This window comes from Agrobacterium sp. CNPSo 3708 (assembly GCF_028674915.1).
GTDB classification, from domain to species: domain Bacteria; phylum Pseudomonadota; class Alphaproteobacteria; order Rhizobiales; family Rhizobiaceae; genus Agrobacterium; species Agrobacterium cavarae.
Map to the genome: position 1 here is coordinate 489390 of NZ_JAQZSF010000003.1, position 17772 is coordinate 507161.

The window sequence follows — 17772 nt, forward strand, 5'->3', positions numbered from 1 at the left end:
AAATGGAATCACAACATCGCTAGCGACGTCTTTCTTGTCGGCGGCGGAAAAGCAGCATCGAGCGATGCCCAGTCCTCATCGCTGATATCGAGATCGGTAGCGCCGCGATTTTCTTCGACCCGTTCCGGCTTGGCGCTTTTGGGGATGGCAAGCACGCCGTCACGTTCCAGAAGGAAGGCGAGCGCCACCTGTGCCGGCGTCGCCTGATAGGCCTTGGCGATGCGGATCAGCTCATGATTGTTGAGAATGCGGCCCTGTTCGATGGGGGAATAGGCCATGAGTGGCAGGCCCTTCTCCTGGCACCAGGGCAGGAGGTCATATTCCACGCCGCGCCTGGACAGGTTGTAAAGGACTTGGTTGACCGCGCAGTTGCGACCGTTCTCGACCTCGAACAACTCCTCCATGTCGTCCGTATCGAAATTCGACACGCCCCAGTCCCTGATCTTCCCCGACTGCTTGAGCTTTTCAAATGCCGCGACCGTTTCCTCCAGTGGGTGGGAGCCACGCCAGTGGAGAAGGTAGAGATCCAGGTGATCGACACCGAGACGTTTAAGGCTGCGTTCGCAAGCCTCGATCGTTCCCGTCGCGCTGGCGTTGAAGGGATAGACCTTGCTGACGAGGAACACCTCGTCGCGCAGATCCGCAATTGCCTTCCCAACGATCTCTTCCGATCGCCCGTCGGCATACATTTCCGCCGTATCGACAACCGTCATGCCGAGCTCGACCGCTTTGCGGATGCTTGCCACCTCCTGTGCCTCTTCGGCGTGGCTCTCGCCCATGTTCCAGGTGCCGATGCCGAGAGCGGGGATGTCTCTTCCCGAGGGTAGGGTCAGCGTTGGGATATCGTCATACATGATGGCCTCCTCCTATGTTTCTCACACAATAAACCAGAAGCGATCTCTCTCGATCCATCAAAACTTGTGCGACATGCCATTCATACCGACTGCTGGTTTTCCCCTTGGCTGGTGAATAGGATGACGCTTCAAGGGGATATTCATGACGATCGAGACTTTCATCGCACTTCTGGTGTTTGCGTTCACCACATCGATCACGCCAGGGCCGAACAATATGATGCTGTTTGCGTCCGGAGTGAATTTCGGCTTTCGCCGGACTATTCCGCACATGCTTGGTATTGGCGTGGGTTTCCTGTCGTTGCTGATCGGGGTGGGTCTTGGACTAGGTGCATTGCTGCACTCGATCCCGGTGCTCTACACCGCTTTGAAATTTGCCGGCGGCGCCTATCTCGTCTGGATTGCCTGGAAGATTGGAACGTCTCGCAGCCTCGGTGACGGAAAGGTCGGTGCCAGGCCCATGACATTTTTCGGCGCGGCTGCGTTTCAGTGGGTCAACCCGAAAGCGTGGGTGATGGCAGTCGCTGCCATGGCGACCTATACGGATGAGAGCCAGTATATGCTGACGGTGCTGCTTGTCGGTCTTGCCTTTGCGGCTGTGAACCTTCCGAGCGTTTCGACATGGGCGGGGTTCGGCTCTGTGCTGCGCGAATGGCTCTCCGTTCCGGCGCGGTTGAAATGGTTCAACATCACCATGGCGGTGCTGTTGGTGCTCAGCCTCTGGCCGATGTTGAAGTGAAGCTCAAGGGCCGGCTAAGCCTCTCGCTTCATCCAATTCCGAAAGGAAGATCGGGCTTCGTCAGCATCAGCCAAACGATCGCGATGACAGCGAAGAAGGCCGGGAAGCCGCAGGCGAACCAGATTCGGTACAGTTTGAACCATTGAGGCGGAAGAGCCGAACCGGCATCTGCCGAGGCCCTGGCAATATCGCGCAGCCTGATCTGAATCCAGACAACCGGAAGCCAGAAAAGGCCGACGAAGACGTAGAGTAGGAGCGAGAGCCAGACCCATCCCTGCGTCAGCGGCCAGCCTATCAGGCGTGCCAGAAGATAGCCGGTGATCGGTTGAAGGATGGCACCCGTTGCGGTGAAGATCGTATCGGCAATCACCACCGTTCCTGCAACATGGGCAATCAGCGTGGGGTTCTCGCTCCGACGCGCCATGACCATGAAGAAGGCGATGCCCGCACCCGTTCCGAGCAGTACCGTTGCGCCGATGACATGAGCGAGGCGGAGCAGGTCTTCCAGCGTCATGCGGCTTATCGTTCTTCCAGCGTTGCCAGCGCCGCCAGAGTGAGAACGATCGATGGCAGCACCTTCACAAGTGGCCCGAGCGGATCGAGCCAGAGCGACGGCTCAAGGACCGTTGCACCAAGAAGATAGAGTGCCGTCAACAACAGCATTCCCTGCATGGCTCTTCTGGAAAAGCGCTTGATGAGGACGGCGACGCCAAGCGCGATATCGAGCACGCAGGTGGCAAGTGTGAGGGCGGCTGCTGCAGAGCGTGGCAGGAGGGTTAGGAAGTGGCTTGCAGCACCCTCGAGATTTGCCAGCGGAACGAGGCCGGACAGCAGCCAGAAGAGCGACAGGCAGAGAATAACGATCGGTTTCAGCAGATAGAGGCGAGCGAACCAGAGGTCCTGCACGGCGGATGGATGGCGGGCCAGCGTTTCGGCGGCCGTTGCGACCGAGAGCGTGTTTGTCTGTGCCTGGGTCGACACGCCTTCGGACATCACCGCCATGGCCGTGGATCGAAGCGGCGAGCGCCAGCCGAGATAACCTGCGAGATCCGCCAACATGCTGACAGGCCTAGCTATGGCGGGTGAGAGGGAAAGAAACTTTGCAGGTGGGAGGCCGAGCCATTGGCGATGGAGCGCAACGAGGTCTTTCAGCGTCACGGTCTCATCGGCTGCCAGATGCAGGTCGCTTCCCGGCGCAATGTGTCCGCTGACGGCCCGGGATACGGCCGAGGCGACATCGTTGACCGAGACCACTCGAACGGGGCTCTCCGCATGCGCGAGAGGAACGACGCGGGGAAGACCGGCAAGTGCCCGGATGAGTGCTGTGCCGCCATGGGCGTTGCGACCGATGACGAGGGCAGGGCGGAAGATGACGTGCGGCAAACCACTCGCGGCAAGGGCTTCGTCTGCGCCGCGTTTGGTCGCGAGGAACGGCAGGTTTGCAGCGGTGCCGGAGGTTTGCGCGGAAATTTGAACGATGAGCCTGCCGCGTGCCAGAATGCAGGCTTCGTAGAGCGCCAGCATCGCGTCCAGCTGCGTGGCGGAGAGATTGTCTGCCAGACCATCTTGAAGTGCACCTGCGCAATTGACGATGACCTCATGGTCCGCCACCAGTTCTGTCCAACTGTCGGCATCCTTCATCCGCGCAAGATCACCATCGATCCAGTTGGCGAGAGGGAATTTCCGGCGGGCCGTGACGGTATTGCGCGCCAGACCGGTGACGACATGGCCGTCATTGTGCAATCTGCGAAGAATGTCCGAGCCGATGAAGCCGCTTGCACCAAGAATCAATATCTTCATGCATCTATCTAATCAAATGTGACGTGGGATGCCATTGCCTGCCTCCGCCAGTTGCGTCTTCCGGGCGGAACATTCTTCTTTCGTTCTTTTTCTGTTGCGCTTGCGGCTCGAATCCTGCGAAGAGGATGGATGCAATTTTCTCCGCAACAGGATGAAGCCCTCAAGGCTGTTTCGCGCTGGTTGAAGGAAGGCCGTTCGCCGGTATTCCGTCTCTTCGGCTATGCCGGCACGGGCAAGACCACGCTCGCCAAGCACTTTGCCGAGCATGTCGATGGCGAGGTACTGTTTGCCGCGTTTACCGGCAAGGCCGCGCAGGTTCTGCGTTCGCGTGGCGCTTCCAATGCCCGCACCATTCACTCGCTGATTTACAGGCCGCGTGGCGAGGAAGCCGTCGAGGACGAGGAAACCGGCAAGACATCGATTGCGCCGATGTTCACCATCAATCGCCAAAGCCCGCTTGCCAAGGCAGCGCTCATCATCATCGATGAATGCTCGATGGTGGATGAACAGCTCGGCAAGGACCTGATGAGCTTCGGCACGCCTGTTCTGGTGCTGGGCGATCCCGGGCAGTTGCCGCCGGTTTCAGGCGGTGGTTACTTCACCGAGCAGGAGCCGGATTATCTGCTGTCGGAAATCCATCGTCAGGCGAAGGACAACCCGATTATCCAGCTTGCCATGGATGTGCGAGAGGGACGCGAGATCATGCGCGGCGACTACGGGACCGCGCAGGTGATTTCCAAGTCGGAGGTCACCCAGTCTCTGGTGCTGGACGCGGATCAGGTTCTGGTCGGAACGAACCGGACGCGCAAGCGATACAATCAGCGGCTTCGCGAGTTGAAGGGCTTTTCGGCGGAATATCCGCAATCCGGCGACAAGCTGGTATGTCTGCGCAACGACCCTGCCAAGGGTCTGCTGAATGGGTCTCTCTGGCAGGTGATGAGTTCGTCTCGGGAGACGGTCAAGCCGGGCATCAATCTGATGATCAGGCCTGAAGACGACGATATGGATCGCGGTGCCGCGAAGATCAAACTGCTTAAAGCGGCCTTCGAGGAGACGGATACGGAAATTCCGTGGTCGACGCGCAAACGCTACGACGAGTTCGACTACGGCTATGCATTGACGGTGCACAAGGCGCAGGGTTCGCAGTGGAACAATGTCGTGCTCTTCGATGAAAGCTACGCGTTTCGCGACACGCGCGAACGCTGGCTTTACACCGCAGTGACCCGCGCGGCGGAAACGCTGACCATCGTCCGGTAGGTTTCGTGGGGCTTATCAGTGCGTTTCAGTGCTCGATGATGCCCATCGTCAGCGCTTTTGCGACCACCTGAAAGCGATTGTTGACGCCGAACTTTCCAAGAAGGCCTTCTTCCAGCCCACTCAGTTCATCTGCAGACATGCCGAGCGTGCGGCTGAGGCGTGTCGATGAATAGCCTTCCGCCATCAATTCGAGGCAGTACTTTTCCTGCTCCGTCAGATTGGAAACCGTGTCGTAGACAGGCTCGGGATAGGTCTCGTCAGACACGTCCATCAGGTTGCTGATCTGGTCGATCTGGCGATGGACGGTGGAAATCTCCAGCGTCAATTCGCGCTTGCGGGTTTCAAGCGCAGTCTGGAAAATGTCGTCTGCTGCTTCCTGGGAGGGGGCATGATCAAGCTTGCCCATGATCTCCTGAATGACCGCAACCGCAACGCCGATATCGCGCAGCAGGTTGATGACGGCCATGCGGCGAACGTCCTGGTGCGAATAGATGCGCATCAGCCCCATGCGGCGGGAGGAGAGGATCTTCTTCTCTTCATAAAAATGCAGAGTTCTGTGCGTGACCCCGAACAGATTTGCCATGTCTGCGATGACGACGGGCTCGGGCGGGAGGGAAGATGGAACCTTGACGTCCGGTAGAAAGCCCTTTGAGATCTTCGATCCCGGCGCTGCGGTTGTCTCGGTTACCTTTTTCATGGATTTTCTGCTCCATGACCCGGTGGTGAGAACGACCGTATCGCGGCCATCCTGGCCCGGCATGGTCATATCCCGGACATCCAGCTCCGGCATGGCGGCTGCGCCCATATCAGTAGCGAAAGCGGCGTCTAAACTCAAATCGATATGAGAGTCTTCTAATGAAAATGATTGCGTCATGTCGGTCCCCGATCCTTAGGGGCGAAAATGCGCGCGCGCGAAGATGGTTCCACGAAAATCTCGATTTTTTTTGGTGGCTTGCAAAATGATGCGATAAGGGGAGAGATGACGTCCGATCGGGGTCGTCATGCAGCGCCCTCCACCATGAACGCCGGGGAATGAAATGCCGACCAAACTGTCCGTCAATTTGAACGCGATTGCCATGCTGCGTAACCGGCGCGACTTGCCCTGGCCGGATGTGGCGTCCTTCGGACGTATCGCGCTGCAGGCGGGCGCGAGCGGACTGACGGTTCATCCACGACCGGACCAGCGCCACATCCGCTTCCTGGACCTGCCACTGCTTCGGGCGTTGATCGATGACGAGTTTCCGCAAGCCGAGTTCAATATGGAAGGCTATCCCACCGAGGATTTCCTTCTGCTCTGCGAAGAAAATGAGCCGGAGCAGGTGACGCTGGTACCGGACGACCCATCGCAGGCGACCTCGGACCATGGTTGGGATTTTCGCAAGCATGGTGATTTTCTCAAGCATGTCACCTCTCGTCTGAAAGCAGGCGGCATGCGGGTTTCCCTCTTCGCCGATGGCGATGCCGACCGTTCCGTCATGGAAATGGCAGCAGCCACGGGCGCTGCGCGGATCGAGCTTTACACCGGTCCCTATGGCGGCTGTTACGATGACCCGGAAGCGGCTGCGCACTGGATTGAGAAACTCGGGCAGACGGCTGATTTTGCGAAGGAATTCGGGCTTGACGTCAATGCCGGACACGATCTGACCGTGGACAATCTTCCGGCGCTGGTGAAGCGCATTCCTCATCTCGCTGAGGTATCGATCGGCCACGGCCTGACGGCAGATGCTCTCGAATACGGCATGGCCGAAACGGTTCGGCGTTTTTGCCGGGCCTGCGGTCAGGCTATTTCATAACTCACGTCAATTTTTGCCCCTACAATGAAACCGCGTACAACCTGCGCGGTTTGATTTTCTGATTGTAATGAGGGCAAGTCTTATGCAGGAACATCATGTCGTCGTCGTTGGGGGAGGCTTCGGCGGGCTACAAACTGTCCATGGTCTGAAGGGTGTGCCGACACGGATCACTCTGATTGATCGCCGCAACCATCATCTTTTTCAGCCGCTTCTTTATCAGGTCGCAACGACGGCGCTCTCGACATCGGAGATCGCTTGGCCCATCCGCCACCTGTTTCGCGACAGGCCCGAAGTCTCGACCTTGCTTGCCGAGGTATCGGGCGTTGACCGGACGAACCGCACCGTTCATCTCACCCATGGCGAGACGGTCTCCTTCGATACGCTGGTGCTCGCGACGGGTGCGCGCCATGCCTATTTCGGCAATGACGCCTGGGAAAAACATGCCCCTGGTCTGAAGACCTCAGAGGATGCGACAACCATCCGCAGGCGGTTGCTTCTTGCCTTCGAGCGCGCCGAGCTGGAGAAGACGGAGGAGGTCAAGCAGGCCTATCTCACCTTCGTCGTCATCGGCGCGGGTCCCACTGGGGTCGAAATGGCGGGCATGATCGCCGATCTCGCCAAGAAGGTTCTGCCGCCGGAGTTTCGCAATATCGATACGCGCAAGACGCGCATCATCCTGGTCGAAGCGGGCAAGCGCGTGCTGCCCGCCTTTACCGAGGAGCTATCGGAGTACAGCAAAGGCGCGCTGGAAAAACTTGGCGTCGAAGTGATGCTCGGAACGCCCGTCTCGGATTGCACCGAGGAGGGCGTCAAGGTCGGCGATCATTTCATTCCCGCACGGACCATCATCTGGGGTGCTGGCGTACAGGCCTCTCCCGCCGCCCAGTGGCTCGGTGTCAAGGCGGACCGCGCCGGGCGCACCGAGGTTGGTCCTCATCTCCACATTCCAGAGGACCCGAACATCTTCGTCATCGGCGATACGGCATCCGTTCAGCAGGCAGACGGCAAGACGGTGCCTGGCATCGCGCCTGCGGCCAAGCAACAGGGAGACCATGTCGCCAAGGTCATCAAGGCGCGACTGACGGGGAAGCCGGAGCCCGCGCCATTCAAATATATGCATAAGGGGAACCTTGCCACGATCGGCAAGCGAGCTGCGGTCATCGATTTCGGCAAGATCAAGCTGAAGGGCGTCATCGCCTGGTGGATATGGGGCCTTGCCCATATCTACTTCCTCATCGGCACACGCTCGAGGCTCGCCGTCGCCTGGAGTTGGTTGTGGATCTACCTCAGCGGCCAGCACAGTGCGCGTTTGATTACCCAACGTGATACGCTGAAGGATGAGGCGCAGCCTGTGGGAAAGACTCTCTAACGAAAAGAGGCGGGTCCTGATCAGGTCCCGCCTCGGTCTTGCCTGCCTCCTGTTACACTTGATCAGGCGTCGAGGGTCGCCATGTCGATGACGAAGCGATAGCGCACGTCGCTCTTGAGTACGCGCTCATAGGCTTCGTTGACGTCCTTGATGTCGATCTTCTCGATCTCGGAGACGATGTTGTGTTCACCGCAGAAATCCAGCATTTCCTGGGTTTCCTTGATGGAACCGATCATCGAGCCGGACAGGCTCTTGCGGCCTGGGATCAACGAGAAGGCGTGGACGGGGATCGCGTTTTCAGGTGCGCCGACCACCACCATCGAGCCATTGACCTTGAGCAGGCCGAGATAGGCGTTCCAGTCGATTTCTGCCGATACGGTGCAGATGATGAGATCGAAGGTGCCGGCAAGCTTCTCGAAGGTCGAGGCATCGCTTGTCGCGTAGTAATCCTTTGCACCGAGCTTCATGCCGTCTTCCTTCTTGGAAAGCGACTGAGACAGCACGGTGACATCCGCGCCCATGGCTGCACCAATCTTCACGCCCATGTGGCCAAGACCGCCCATGCCGACAATGGCGACCTTCTTGCCGGGACCGGCATTCCAGTGCTTGAGAGGCGAATAGAGCGTGATACCGGCGCAAAGCAGCGGGGCAGAGGCGTCGAGCGGAAGGTTGTCCGGAATGGAAAGCACATAGCCTTCCTTGACGACGATGTGGTCGGAGTAGCCGCCCTGGGTCGCCGTCTTGCCATCGCGTTCGACCGAGTTGTAGGTCTGGACGAGGCCCGGCATATATTGCTCGTTATCGACGTCACGGGTGGCGCAGCCAACGCAGCTATCGACGAAGCAGCCGACACCGACGTGATCGCCAACCTTGAAGCGGGTCACCTTGGAGCCGACGGCCGTCACGACACCAGCAATCTCGTGGCCCGGGACGATCGGATAGACCGCATTCTTCCATTCGTTGCGAACGGTATGAATGTCCGAATGGCAGATGCCTGCATATTTGATGTCGATGACGACATCATCTTCGTTCGGCTCGCGGCGTTCGAATGTGAACGGCGTAAGCGGCTTGGATGCGTCTGTTGCAGCATAACCTCTTGCAGTGGCCATCTGAAGTTCCTTTCAACTGTGGAATGGGATGGTTGATCATGCGCCCGGAATACGAAAGAGCGTTAGAGCGATCCTCCAAGCTTCTTGCATAATTCTACAAAATTGCGGTGCGCCCTCTTTGCGAAGAGGGGAAGGCATTTTAGATATGTCTCAACGGAATTGCCGTTTGCCCCAAGGTTTTCGCCCATGACGCTGCCTTTCAGCCCTTACCAGGAAATCGTCTCGATTGCCGCCCGCTATGCCAAGGCCGAGGGGGAAGTGACGACCGACATCGATGCCTTGCGGCTCAGCAAACGTTCGAGCCCGAGCGCGCCTTGCCACGGCAGCTATCATCCCTGTTTTGCCATGGTCATTCAGGGCGCCAAGAGCCTGCAACTCGGCACTGACACCATCAATTACGGGGCAGGGGATTACCTGCTGACCTCCTTCGATCTGCCGGTGGCGTGGCGTGTGGTGGAGGCAAGCCACGAGGTGCCGCATTTTTGCATTTCGATTGCGATCAACAGTGAGAAGCTTCTCGACGTGATGAGCCGGGCGCAGATCGCCCGCCCGCCAACGGCCGTCCTCAGCCAGCGTGGCATCGTGGTGAATGCCGCAACGCCCGAGCTTCTGGACGCGACGACGCGGCTTTTGCGCTTGCTCGATCGTCCAGCCGATATTCCTGCCATGGCGCCCTTGATCGAGCAGGAGATTCTCTACCGCATTCTCACGGGGCCTGCAGGTGGGCAGTTGATGAGCATTCTGGCGGCAGACAGCCATGGCAACCGGATTGCCCGTGCAATCGCGTGGCTTCGTGAGAATTACGCCCGCCCGATCCGTATCGAGGATGTGGCAGAACGGGTCGGCATGAGCGTCTCGTCCTTCCACCAGCATTTCAAGGCGGTGACGGCGATGACGCCGGTGCAGTATCAGAAGCAGTTGCGCCTCCACGAGGCGCGCCGACTGATGCTGTTGGAACGGCTGGACGCGGGCACCGCCAGTCACCGTGTGGGCTACCAGAGCCCTTCGCAGTTCAGCCGGGAATATGCCCGCGTCTATGGACTGTCGCCAGCGCGCGATGTGGAAGCGTCGCGTGAGAGCATGAGCACCGCTGCAGAGTGATCCGGCTTCCCATACCCCGGCTCTGCGCCGGAGTATGAGTGGCTAAAAGGGTTAGCCGATCAGAGCGGCTTTGTGGGCCTTGAAGAACTCCGCGGAGGTCTGCGGCTTCTTGCCCGTCAGCGTTTCGTAGTCATCGGTCAGGATTTCGAAGTTGCCGGCTGCGATATTGGCATCCGCCGAGGCCAGCATTGCAGCGACAAAACCGGGAAGGCCGGCACCTTCGATGCCCTTCTTCAGATCGTCAGGCGAAACCTTGACCGCTGTGAGCGGCTTGCCGGTCGCTTCGGAGACCAAAGCGGCAATCTGGTCTGCATCGAGCAGTTCCGGTCCCGTCAGCGTGTAGGTCTTGTTTTCCGCCTTGCCCTTGGCGAGAGCGGCTGCGGCTGCGCGAGCGCAGTCATCCCGCGAGATGTTGGAGACCTTGCCGTTGCCCGATGCCGTGAACCACTGACCACCTGCCAGATTATGCGGCATGCCGTGAAGGTAATTGTCGAGATACCAGGCATTGCGGATGATCGTGTAGGGAAGGCCGCTTGCCTTGACAGCCTCTTCCGTTCCCAGATGGTCAGGGGCAAAGGTGACGAGCGATTTGTCCGGGTTCGGCATCGAGGTGTAGGCAAGATGCTTGACGCCTGCCTTGGTCGCGGCGGCAACGGCTGCCTTGTGCTGCGTCAGGCGTTGGCCGGGAACGGCGAGAGCGTCGGTGGAAATGATGAGCAGCGTGTCGATCCCCTGAAATGCTGTCTCAAGCGAGGATGCATCGTCGAAATCGGCAGCGCGTGTCTCCACACCCTGTGCGGCGAGACCGGCGAGCTTGCTCGTATCGCGGCTGGCGGCAACGATGCTGGCCGCCGGAACCTCATAGGTTTCCAGCAGATGATGGATGATGGCCTGGCCGAGATGACCAGAGGCGCCGGTCACGAGAATCTTGCTCATAATGTCTGTCCTTTGTTGGTCTCAAAAAGAGAGTAGCTCTAAAATAAGAATTGACCGGGTGCTGTAAAGAAGGCATTTCTGACGCCCTACGTTACCAGAAGGGAACCACCGCCATGGGCGCGACAGTCTCACGGTTGAAGCCAACAGCAACGAGTGCTTCCGCGCAGGTCTCAGCGCCTCTTCCAGATTTCGCCAATCTCGATTTCGACAACTGCCCCGTGCGCGATCTGCTCAATCATATCGGCGGTAAATGGTCGACGCTGCTGTTGCAGGCGCTCGCCGAGCGCCCCTATCGCTTCGGTGAATTGCGGCGCATGGTGCCCGATATCTCACAACGGATGCTGACCCAGACGCTGCGTGATCTGCAGCGTGATGGCTATATTCACCGCGAGGTGTTTCCGACCAAGCCGCCCAGCGTGGAATATAGCATGACGCCGCTCGGGCGGTCGCTTTATCTGCCCTTGTCGCAGGTCATCAATTGGGCACTCGATCATCATGATGCGGTGAAGCAGGCGCGCGTGACGTTCGACGCCACGGCGTAACCCTTTGTGCCATATATAAATTTCAGCGGACCTTATATTGCGGCGCGTCAATTCGCACCACGGGTTCAAGAATCCTCTTGACCCTGAGAAGCGCTCCGCTTAAATGTCGCTCGAACCGTACCGTACGGTACATAATTGAGAGTGGAGTGGACAAGGTGAGGACCGATCCGATCACAGCGCAGGAATTTTCGCCGCGACAGAACGCCGTTCTGGAGCAGGCATTGCGTCTTCTGGTCGAGGGTGGAGAAAAAGCGCTGACGACGTCCGGTCTGGCACGCGCTGCCAATTGCTCCAAGGAAAGCCTCTACAAGTGGTTTGGCGACCGCGATGGTCTTCTGGCGGCCATGATCAGCTTCCAGCAGAGCAAGGTCCGCACCTTTGAGAAGGCTGGCGATCGCGTCACCGCGCCGCAGCTTGTCGATCACCTCGAAGTCTTTGCCCATGATCTGCTCGACGTTCTGGCGGGCGACGTGTCGCTGGCGCTCAACCGTCTGGCCATCGGGCAGGCGAGCCGCGATGGCTCGAAGCTCGGCAATCTTCTGCTGGAACGTGGCCGCCGTCAGATCGACAAGCGTGCCCGTGGTCTGATCGAAGCCGGTCGCCGTTGCGGCTACCTGCGCTTTGACGATCTGGAAGATGCCTATCGCAGTTTTTACGGCCTGATCGTTTCCGATCTGCATGTGCGCATGCTGCTCGGTGAGGCGCAGACCAAGGATTTTTCTGCCCGGGCACGGAAGGCGGTTGCCGCCTTCCTGACGCTTTACGGGACAGAAAAGGTACATTCGGAAAAGGGCGGGAAAACCGCCTGAGCTCCGGTTCAATCATCTGGTTTTGAATAGGGAAGGACCAAGAAATGCGCGTTTATTACGATCGTGATGCCGATCTCAATCTCATCAAGGCGAAGAATGTCGCCATCGTCGGTTACGGTTCGCAGGGCCGCGCGCATGCGCTGAACCTGAAGGACAGCGGCTCCAACAACGTCGTCATCGCTTTGAAGGCCGGTTCGCCGACCATCAAGAAGGCAGAAGCCGACGGCTTCAAGGTCATGACCGTTGCCGAAGCTGCCAAGTGGGCCGACCTGTTGATGATGGCAACGCCTGACGAACTGCAGGCCGACATCTACAAGGCCGAGATTGCCGGCAACATCCGCGACGGTGCTGCGATTGCTTTTGCCCACGGCCTCAACGTTCACTTCGGCCTCATCGAGCCTAAGGCTTCGGTAGACGTCGTCATGATCGCACCGAAGGGCCCAGGCCATACGGTTCGCGGCGAATACCAGAAGGGCGGCGGCGTTCCTTGCCTCGTTGCCGTTCACCAGAACGCCTCCGGCAACGCTCTTGAAGTTGCACTCTCCTACGCCTGTGGCGTTGGCGGCGGCCGCTCCGGCATCATCGAAACCAACTTCAAGGAAGAGTGCGAAACCGACCTCTTCGGCGAACAGGTCGTTCTGTGTGGCGGTCTCGTCGAGCTGATCCGCGCCGGTTTCGAAACGCTGGTTGAAGGCGGCTACGCGCCTGAAATGGCCTACTTCGAGTGCTTGCACGAAGTGAAGCTGATCGTCGACCTGATCTATGAAGGCGGTATCGCCAACATGAACTACTCGATCTCCAACACGGCCGAGTGGGGCGAATACGTCACCGGTCCGCGCATCATCACTGCCGAAACCAAGGCTGAAATGAAGCGCGTTCTGCACGACATCCAGACCGGCAAGTTCACCTCCGACTGGATGCAGGAATACCGTTCGGGTGCTGCCCGCTTCAAGGGTATCCGCCGCATGAACGACGTTCACCAGATCGAAGAAGTCGGCGCGAAGCTGCGCGGCATGATGCCCTGGATCGGCAAGAACAAGCTGGTCGACAAGGCTGTAAACTAAGACGGTTTGGAGCCTGCGCTGTCAGGCCAAGCACACGGAAAATGCGAGGGCGCGGAGGGAAACTTCCGCGCCCTTTTTCTTGCTGATATCAGAGAAAGCTGGTTCCATGTGCGGGAATTGGGAAGGGCGATATCATGCATGAACACGACGCATCATTCTCTGTGGCTGATCAGGACGGCATGCGAAAGCTGGAAGGGGGGGACGCCTGTTGGCGTCAATCTGGATGACACATCCCACCTGTTGTCCAGTAAAGCCAATAGAAAAAGGCTGCGCGAGTCCATCGCGCAACTCGAGAACGGTGATCTGATTGAGCGAGAACCGCCCTAGGCCTAATGGTTCGCTAAGCCGGAATTTTCAGTGCACGCTGCGCTCGCGGTCAAATCATGCCGCTGGATAAATCACGCCTTTGGTCAGAATGAAGCAGCCGTAGAAGCGAAGCTCACCCGTGGTGATGACACAATAAGCGTCCTTGGCCTTTTCGTAGAACGCAAAGCGCTCAATGCCGTACATCGGTGCCGACTTGCCTTCGGCAGCGTCGATCTCAGCCTGGACTTCACGCTGGACCGGTTCGATCTGATCCGGTGCGCCCATGACTTCCATGCGGCCGACGGAGGGCTGCAGCGGCGTGTCGAGCGGGAAGACCGAGAGGATCGCCTTGATCGCCTGGGCGGAGGTGAGGTTTTCCATACGCAGCACCTGGCCGACGGCGGTGTGCTGGGCAATGCTGTCGGATGGGAAGTTGGTGTCGGTCACGACGAGCGTGTCGGCGTGGCCCATGGCGCGCAGCGCGTGCAGCACATCGGCGTTCAGCGCAGGGTGGATATTCTTGAGCATTTCGTCTCCTCCGGACAGCAAATCAATCGGTGCGCAATCCATCCTTAAATTTGCCGCCCGTCAATCCATTGCCGAGCAGATTGTGAAGTCGTCGAAGAGATTGTATGGGAAGTCCGCAACTTGGGAGAGGACGCAAAAAATCTGATAAACCGTACCGAAAACTGATAAGTCAGTATTGCTGACCTATCGATGTTTTTGTACATGTTTGCGTCATAAAACGAAATATGAGGAAACAGACCCATGCTCGATTGGGAACAAATCTTCGCCACCCGCTCGTCGCGGATGAAAGCGTCCGAAATCCGGGAGCTTCTCAAGCTTCTGGACCAACCGGACATCATTTCCTTTGCGGGGGGTATTCCCGATCCGGCGCTGTTTCCCGATGCGGAATTCAAGGAAGCCTATGCGGACATCTTCTCCGGCCCCCAGGTCAATTCAGCGCTCCAGTATTCGGTGAGCGAAGGCTACAAGCCGCTGCGCGAATGGATCGTCAAGGACATGGCGAAGATCGGCATTGAATGCTCGGTCGATAACGTCTTCATCACGTCCGGTTCGCAGCAGGCGCTGGATTATCTCGGCAAGCTGTTCCTGTCGCCGAACGATACCGCACTCGTCACATGGCCGACCTATCTCGGCGCGCTGTCTGCCTTCAACGCCTATGAGCCGAACTACGACCAGCTCAACCCGGGCGGCAATCGCACGCCTGAGACCTATCGCGACAACGCGACCAAGGCCGGTGGTTCGGTCAAGTTCGCCTATCTCTCTGCCGACTTTTCAAACCCGACGGGTGAGACGGTCGATCTGGCAGGTCGCAAGAAACTGCTGGAACTCGCCGATGAGCTCGATATCGCGGTCATCGAAGATGGTGCCTATCAGAACCTGCGTTTCGACGGTCAGCCGGTGACGCCGATCATGGCGCTGGACATCGAGCGCAATGGCGGCATCGAAAAGACCCGTACCATCTATTCCGGCAGCTTCTCCAAGACGCTGGCGCCGGGCCTTCGCGTCGGCTTCGTCGTCGCCGCAATGCCGGTCATCCGTAAGCTGGTTCTGATGAAACAGGCTGCAGACCTGCATTCCTCCACCATCAACCAGATGGCGATCGAGCATGTCGCATCCCGCGGTTTCGACGGTCAGGTTGCCAAGATCAAGGCTGCCTATAGCGCGCGTCGCGATGCCATGCTGGCCGCGCTCGACAAATACATGCCGAAGACGGCACGCTGGACGAAGCCGGAAGGCGGCATGTTCGTCTGGGTGACGTTGCCGGAAGGTCTCGACGGTGCGGAGCTTCTGGCGCAATCGCTTTCCAGCGAGCGCGTGGCCTTCGTTCCAGGCAAGGCCTTCTTTGCCGATGGTTCGGGCAGCAACACGCTGCGCATCAGCTTCTCCTGCGCCAATGAGCAGATGATCGATGAAGGCATCAAGCGCCTCGGCCGCCTGATCGCCAATGCCGAGACCACGACCAGAGCGACGATGCCGATCGTGTGAGGTGAGGGAAGGGCGCTGTCCCTTCTCACCATGACAAACTGATGCTGGCCGACGTTGAAAGCGGCCAGCATTCGAAGTGAGCCTTCGCTCCGTTGTCTTAAGGATCTTTGCGCCGGTGCCACGCATCGCGCAACACGTCCGCTTTCCATGTGAAGGATATGCGCCATGGCCAGAACCTACCCCTTCCATCAGGTCGATGTCTTTTCTGCCAAGCCCCTGAAGGGCAATCCGCTTGCCGTGGTCTGCGATGCCGACGACTGGTCGGATGAGGAGATGGCGGCTTTCGCCAACTGGACCAATCTCAGCGAGACGACCTTTCTGATGAAGCCGACGGTTGAGGGTGCGGACTACCGTGTGCGGATTTTTACGCCGGTGGGCGAGTTGCCCTTTGCCGGTCATCCCACACTCGGCACCTGCCATGTCTATCGCTCGCATTCCGGGCAGACCGGCAAAGATGAGATCGTCCAGCAATGTGAGGCAGGTCTGATCAAGATTAGGATCACCGGCGAAAGGCTTGCTTTTGCGGCTCCGCCGTTGCGGAAGTTCGGCGCGGTCGATCCAGTATCTATTTCGCAGGTCGCAGCGGCACTGGGGCTCTCGCCAGAGGTGATCCTCGATGCAAGCTGGACGGATAATGGTCCGGGTTGGGTGTCGCTGCTTCTCAGGAGCCGCGCCGATGTTCTTGCCATCAAGCCGAATTTTTCTGCAATCGGTGGCTTCAAAGTCGGTGTCGTCGCGCGCTGCAAAGCGGAAGACGGGATCGATGCGGACTTCGAAGTGCGAGCCTTCTTTGAAGGTGGCGAAGATCCGGTGACCGGTAGTCTCAATGCTGGCCTTGCGCAGTGGCTGATCGGCGCTGGTGTGGCGCCTGATCGCTATATCGCCAGCCAAGGGACTGCTCTTGGTCGGGCAGGGCGCGTCAGCGTCGACAAGATCGGCGACGACATCTGGGTCGGCGGGCAGGTGACGACTTTGATCGAAGGAAAGGTTACGCTTTAACCGCGAATTTGACAGTCAAATCCTGTCTGTCACATACATGTTATGCAGGTGTGTTTTAGCGGTCCCAGCTTCAAACAGGGACCGCACTCATGAAAACGCTTCTTTCAGCCTTCACTGCCGTCGTGTCGCTCGGTCTTCTCATGGGCAGCGCAAATGCTGCCGATCTGGTGCTCTACACCAGCCAGCCCAATGAGGATGCCCAGGCGACCGTAGATGGCTTCAAGGCCGCCAATCCCGGTATCGATGTCGAATGGGTGCGCGACGGAACGCCGAAGATCATGGCGAAGCTGATGGCCGAGATCGAGGCGGGCAATCCGGTTGCCGACGTTCTGCTGATCGCCGATACCGTGACGCTGGAACGCATGAAGCAGGCCGGACAGTTGATGGCCTACAAGTCGCCGGAAGCGGCCCATTACGACGCTACGCTGTTCGATGCGGATGGCTATTATTACTCCACGAAGCTCATCACCACCGGCATCATGTATAACACGCAGGCTGCGATGAAGCCGACGAGCTGGAAGGATCTGGAGAAGCCGGAAGCCAAGGGCCTCGTGACCATGCCGAGCCCGCTGACCTCCGGTGCGGCCCTGATCCATGCACAGACGCTGGCGGCCGTGCCAGGCCTTGGCTGGGATTACTACAAGGCGCTGAAGGACAATGGCGCGATTGCTGCCGGTGGTAACGGCGCGGTTCTGAAATCCGTCGCTTCCGGCGAGAAGGCTTACGGCGTCGTCGTCGACTACATGCCGATCCGTGAAAAAGCCAAGGGCGCGCCGATCGAGTTTGTCTTCCCGAGCGAAGGTGTGTCTGCCGTGACCGAGCCGGTCGGCATCCTTGCCCACACCAAGCATGCGGATGCGGCCAAGAAGTTCGTTGACTATGTGCTTTCCACCAAGGGACAGGAAGGCTTCGTCAAGCTCGGCTATATTCCTGCGCGCAACGATGTCGCTCTGCCAGCCGGCTTCCCCGCTCGCGACCAGATCAAGGTGCTGCCGCTGAACCCGGCAGAAGCGCTGAAGAATTCCGAAAAGGATCTCAAGACCTTCTCCGATATCTTCGGCGGCTCCAAGGGCTGATCCTTCTC

General features: G+C 58.7%; 18 protein-coding genes. 11 read left to right on the plus strand and 7 right to left on the minus strand.

Annotation, left to right across the window (positions count from 1 at the left end; genetic code table 11):
* Window positions 1-8: 8 nt before the first annotated feature.
* A complete protein-coding gene (locus PVA19_RS09760; protein WP_113177629.1) occupies window positions 9-854 on the minus strand; it encodes an aldo/keto reductase in 846 nt (281 codons plus the stop codon).
* Window positions 855-996: 142 nt separating this feature from the next.
* Here PVA19_RS09760 and PVA19_RS09765 point away from each other — a divergent pair, with 142 nt between their 5' ends.
* Window positions 997-1590, plus strand: coding sequence for a LysE family translocator (locus PVA19_RS09765; protein ID WP_062598552.1), 594 nt, complete (start codon window positions 997-999; stop codon window positions 1588-1590).
* A gap of 28 nt (window positions 1591-1618) precedes the next feature.
* Here the strand turns inward: PVA19_RS09765 and PVA19_RS09770 are convergent, their stop codons facing one another.
* Both PVA19_RS09770 and PVA19_RS09775 read right to left on the minus strand, forming a co-directional pair.
* Window positions 1619-2104, minus strand: a complete 486-nt coding sequence (locus PVA19_RS09770; RefSeq protein WP_274102225.1) for a DUF2269 family protein — start codon at window positions 2102-2104, stop codon at window positions 1619-1621.
* A gap of 5 nt (window positions 2105-2109) precedes the next feature.
* Window positions 2110-3390 carry an SDR family oxidoreductase gene (locus PVA19_RS09775; RefSeq protein WP_274102226.1) on the minus strand — a complete coding sequence of 427 codons (1281 nt, stop codon included), beginning with the start codon at window positions 3388-3390 and terminating at the stop codon, window positions 2110-2112.
* Between the two features lie 129 nt (window positions 3391-3519).
* Between PVA19_RS09775 and PVA19_RS09780 the strand changes: the two genes are divergently transcribed.
* The gene (locus tag PVA19_RS09780) at window positions 3520-4647 is read left to right on the plus strand and encodes an ATP-dependent DNA helicase (RefSeq protein WP_062426576.1); all 1128 of its coding nucleotides are present in this window, start codon (window positions 3520-3522) and stop codon (window positions 4645-4647) included.
* Between the two features lie 25 nt (window positions 4648-4672).
* On the opposite strand, the gene PVA19_RS09785 is transcribed toward PVA19_RS09780, so the two are convergent.
* Window positions 4673-5482 carry a MerR family transcriptional regulator gene (locus PVA19_RS09785; protein WP_274102228.1) on the minus strand — a complete coding sequence of 270 codons (810 nt, stop codon included), beginning with the start codon at window positions 5480-5482 and terminating at the stop codon, window positions 4673-4675.
* Window positions 5483-5684: 202 nt separating this feature from the next.
* Here PVA19_RS09785 and PVA19_RS09790 point away from each other — a divergent pair, with 202 nt between their 5' ends.
* Together PVA19_RS09790 and PVA19_RS09795 are read left to right on the plus strand one after the other, a co-directional pair.
* Window positions 5685-6440 (plus strand): pyridoxine 5'-phosphate synthase, encoded by a 756-nt coding sequence (locus tag PVA19_RS09790; RefSeq protein ID WP_113327935.1) that lies wholly within the window; start codon window positions 5685-5687, stop codon window positions 6438-6440.
* 82 nt (window positions 6441-6522) lie between these two features.
* Window positions 6523-7809, plus strand: coding sequence for an NAD(P)/FAD-dependent oxidoreductase (locus tag PVA19_RS09795; RefSeq protein ID WP_274102229.1), 1287 nt, complete (start codon window positions 6523-6525; stop codon window positions 7807-7809).
* 62 nt (window positions 7810-7871) lie between these two features.
* Here the strand turns inward: PVA19_RS09795 and PVA19_RS09800 are convergent, their stop codons facing one another.
* On the minus strand, window positions 7872-8918 hold the full coding sequence (locus PVA19_RS09800; RefSeq protein ID WP_062440666.1) for an NAD(P)-dependent alcohol dehydrogenase: 1047 nt from the start codon (window positions 8916-8918) through the stop codon (window positions 7872-7874).
* A gap of 186 nt (window positions 8919-9104) precedes the next feature.
* On the opposite strand from PVA19_RS09800, the gene PVA19_RS09805 reads away from it, so the two are divergent.
* Window positions 9105-10019: an AraC family transcriptional regulator gene (locus PVA19_RS09805; RefSeq protein ID WP_062426580.1), complete on the plus strand. Its 915-nt coding sequence runs from the start codon at window positions 9105-9107 to the stop codon at window positions 10017-10019.
* A 51-nt stretch (window positions 10020-10070) separates the two neighbouring features.
* On the opposite strand, the gene PVA19_RS09810 is transcribed toward PVA19_RS09805, so the two are convergent.
* The gene (locus PVA19_RS09810; protein ID WP_274102279.1) at window positions 10071-10958 is read right to left on the minus strand and encodes an SDR family oxidoreductase; all 888 of its coding nucleotides are present in this window, start codon (window positions 10956-10958) and stop codon (window positions 10071-10073) included.
* A 110-nt stretch (window positions 10959-11068) separates the two neighbouring features.
* Here PVA19_RS09810 and PVA19_RS09815 point away from each other — a divergent pair, with 110 nt between their 5' ends.
* From PVA19_RS09815 to ilvC, 3 genes are all read left to right on the plus strand, one after another.
* A complete protein-coding gene (locus tag PVA19_RS09815) occupies window positions 11069-11497 on the plus strand; it encodes a winged helix-turn-helix transcriptional regulator (protein WP_274102230.1) in 429 nt (142 codons plus the stop codon).
* A gap of 155 nt (window positions 11498-11652) precedes the next feature.
* Window positions 11653-12306, plus strand: coding sequence for a TetR/AcrR family transcriptional regulator (locus tag PVA19_RS09820; RefSeq protein WP_274102280.1), 654 nt, complete (start codon window positions 11653-11655; stop codon window positions 12304-12306).
* 44 nt (window positions 12307-12350) lie between these two features.
* Window positions 12351-13370, plus strand: coding sequence for a ketol-acid reductoisomerase (ilvC, locus tag PVA19_RS09825; protein WP_062440673.1), 1020 nt, complete (start codon window positions 12351-12353; stop codon window positions 13368-13370).
* Window positions 13371-13751: 381 nt separating this feature from the next.
* Here ilvC and PVA19_RS09830 read toward each other — a convergent pair whose 3' ends face one another.
* On the minus strand, window positions 13752-14204 hold the full coding sequence (locus tag PVA19_RS09830; protein ID WP_062440687.1) for an RbsD/FucU family protein: 453 nt from the start codon (window positions 14202-14204) through the stop codon (window positions 13752-13754).
* A gap of 240 nt (window positions 14205-14444) precedes the next feature.
* Here PVA19_RS09830 and PVA19_RS09835 point away from each other — a divergent pair, with 240 nt between their 5' ends.
* The 3 genes from PVA19_RS09835 (at window position 14445) to PVA19_RS09845 (ending at window position 17764) form a co-directional block, all read left to right on the plus strand.
* Complete coding sequence (locus tag PVA19_RS09835) at window positions 14445-15689, plus strand: aminotransferase-like domain-containing protein (protein ID WP_062426585.1); 1245 nt, start codon at window positions 14445-14447, stop codon at window positions 15687-15689.
* Window positions 15690-15854: 165 nt separating this feature from the next.
* A complete protein-coding gene (locus PVA19_RS09840) occupies window positions 15855-16688 on the plus strand; it encodes a PhzF family phenazine biosynthesis protein (RefSeq protein ID WP_274102231.1) in 834 nt (277 codons plus the stop codon).
* An 89-nt stretch (window positions 16689-16777) separates the two neighbouring features.
* Window positions 16778-17764: an ABC transporter substrate-binding protein gene (locus tag PVA19_RS09845; RefSeq protein ID WP_274102232.1), complete on the plus strand. Its 987-nt coding sequence runs from the start codon at window positions 16778-16780 to the stop codon at window positions 17762-17764.
* Window positions 17765-17772 lie beyond the last annotated feature (8 nt).

Excerpts from the sequence above, each read along its gene's own strand:
- PVA19_RS09760 (WP_113177629.1), bottom strand. The coding sequence starts at position 854 with ATGTATGACGATATCCCAACGCTGACCCTACCCTCGGGAAGAGACATC.
- PVA19_RS09765 (WP_062598552.1), top strand. The coding sequence starts at position 997 with ATGACGATCGAGACTTTCATCGCACTTCTGGTGTTTGCGTTCACCACA.
- PVA19_RS09770 (WP_274102225.1), bottom strand. The coding sequence starts at position 2,104 with ATGACGCTGGAAGACCTGCTCCGCCTCGCTCATGTCATCGGCGCAACG.
- PVA19_RS09775 (WP_274102226.1), bottom strand. The coding sequence starts at position 3,390 with ATGAAGATATTGATTCTTGGTGCAAGCGGCTTCATCGGCTCGGACATT.
- PVA19_RS09780 (WP_062426576.1), top strand. The coding sequence starts at position 3,520 with ATGCAATTTTCTCCGCAACAGGATGAAGCCCTCAAGGCTGTTTCGCGC.
- PVA19_RS09790 (WP_113327935.1), top strand. The coding sequence starts at position 5,685 with ATGCCGACCAAACTGTCCGTCAATTTGAACGCGATTGCCATGCTGCGT.
- PVA19_RS09795 (WP_274102229.1), top strand. The coding sequence starts at position 6,523 with ATGCAGGAACATCATGTCGTCGTCGTTGGGGGAGGCTTCGGCGGGCTA.
- PVA19_RS09800 (WP_062440666.1), bottom strand. The coding sequence starts at position 8,918 with ATGGCCACTGCAAGAGGTTATGCTGCAACAGACGCATCCAAGCCGCTT.
- PVA19_RS09805 (WP_062426580.1), top strand. The coding sequence starts at position 9,105 with ATGACGCTGCCTTTCAGCCCTTACCAGGAAATCGTCTCGATTGCCGCC.
- PVA19_RS09815 (WP_274102230.1), top strand. The coding sequence starts at position 11,069 with ATGGGCGCGACAGTCTCACGGTTGAAGCCAACAGCAACGAGTGCTTCC.
- ilvC (WP_062440673.1), top strand. The coding sequence starts at position 12,351 with ATGCGCGTTTATTACGATCGTGATGCCGATCTCAATCTCATCAAGGCG.
- PVA19_RS09830 (WP_062440687.1), bottom strand. The coding sequence starts at position 14,204 with ATGCTCAAGAATATCCACCCTGCGCTGAACGCCGATGTGCTGCACGCG.
- PVA19_RS09835 (WP_062426585.1), top strand. The coding sequence starts at position 14,445 with ATGCTCGATTGGGAACAAATCTTCGCCACCCGCTCGTCGCGGATGAAA.
- PVA19_RS09840 (WP_274102231.1), top strand. The coding sequence starts at position 15,855 with ATGGCCAGAACCTACCCCTTCCATCAGGTCGATGTCTTTTCTGCCAAG.
- PVA19_RS09845 (WP_274102232.1), top strand. The coding sequence starts at position 16,778 with ATGAAAACGCTTCTTTCAGCCTTCACTGCCGTCGTGTCGCTCGGTCTT.